We start from the raw sequence: 1,207 nt of genomic DNA on the forward strand, positions 1-1,207 counted from the left end.
AAAGAGATGAAGAAAACAACCTCTAAACTCTTTGTAGTGCCCTATATGCTTTGGATTGTCCTCTTTGTCCTCGCACCCTTGGTCTTGATTTTCGGTCAATCCTTTTTCAACATTGAAGGGCAGTTTAGTTTAGAAAACTATAAATCTTACTTTGCGTCACAAAACTTGACCTACCTCAAAATGAGCTTCAACTCTGTGCTCTATGCTGGGATTGTAACTCTAGTGACACTTCTTATCAGCTATCCAACAGCCCTCTTTTTGACTCGTCTCAAGCACCGTCAACTCTGGCTCATGCTGATTATCTTGCCGACATGGATCAATCTCCTCCTCAAGGCCTATGCCTTTATAGGAATTTTTGGTCAGAATGGGTCTATTAACCAATTCTTGGAATTTATCGGAATCGGTTCGCAACAGTTGCTCTTTACGGATTTCTCCTTTATTTTTGTCGCAAGCTACATCGAGCTTCCCTTTATGATTTTGCCGATTTTCAATGTCTTGGAGCGTTAGTGCTGGTTGGGGTTACTTCTTTCACCACCGCTTGGTACTTGACAGTAACAGGAGTTCCGTTGGCATCCACACGAGTCAATTCAAGTTCTGGTGTTTCACCCTTGAACTGTTTATCAGGAGTGAAGGTCACCTTACCATCTGCGTCCACTTCGAACTTACCAACATTTGGCACTTCTTTCACAGTTGCACCATTGTCAAATAGTGGAGTTGAATCAGCTGGGAATGGAACAGAATCATGGCCTGGAGTGAAGGTCACTTTACCTTCTTGTACCTGACCTTGCAGACCTTCTGTCTTATCACCTGAACCAGTTGGCGTTACTTTCGTAAACTCTGGACTATAAGTCGCAGTAACTGGGGTACCATTCTTATCTACGCGTTTGACTGTGACTGGATCTGGTTTGCCTACAAACTGCTTGTCTGGAGTGAAGGTTACTGTTCCGTCTGGAGCAATCGTATAGGTTCCTTGACCTGGAATGGTCTTCTCTTTGCTTCCATCTTCGAAGGTTGGCTCGACTGTTTCATCAATTGGAACCAGTGGATCACCACCTTGGAAGATTGGAGTACCAGTTTGTGGAAGTCCTTGAGGACCTGTACTTGTTGCACCGGTTCCAGTTGGAGTTACCTTAGTAAACTCTGGGCTGTATGTCGCAGTAACTGGGGTGCCATTCTTATCCACACGTTTCACTGTAACTGGATCTGG

Annotated in this window: 2 pseudogenes; one reads left to right on the plus strand and one right to left on the minus strand. The window is 44.4% G+C overall.

The window, feature by feature from the left end:
• Positions 1 to 6: 6 nt before the first annotated feature.
• Positions 7 to 501 (plus strand): annotated as a pseudogene (locus GMD1S_RS11505) (ABC transporter permease); the annotation flags it as partial.
• Here GMD1S_RS11505 and GMD1S_RS11510 read toward each other — a convergent pair.
• Positions 500 to 1,207, minus strand: a pseudogene (locus GMD1S_RS11510) (YSIRK signal domain/LPXTG anchor domain surface protein); the annotation flags it as partial. The pseudogenes GMD1S_RS11505 and GMD1S_RS11510 overlap by 2 nt on opposite strands.

The sequence above is a fragment of the Streptococcus sp. GMD1S genome (assembly GCF_000296875.1).
Taxonomy (GTDB): domain Bacteria; phylum Bacillota; class Bacilli; order Lactobacillales; family Streptococcaceae; genus Streptococcus.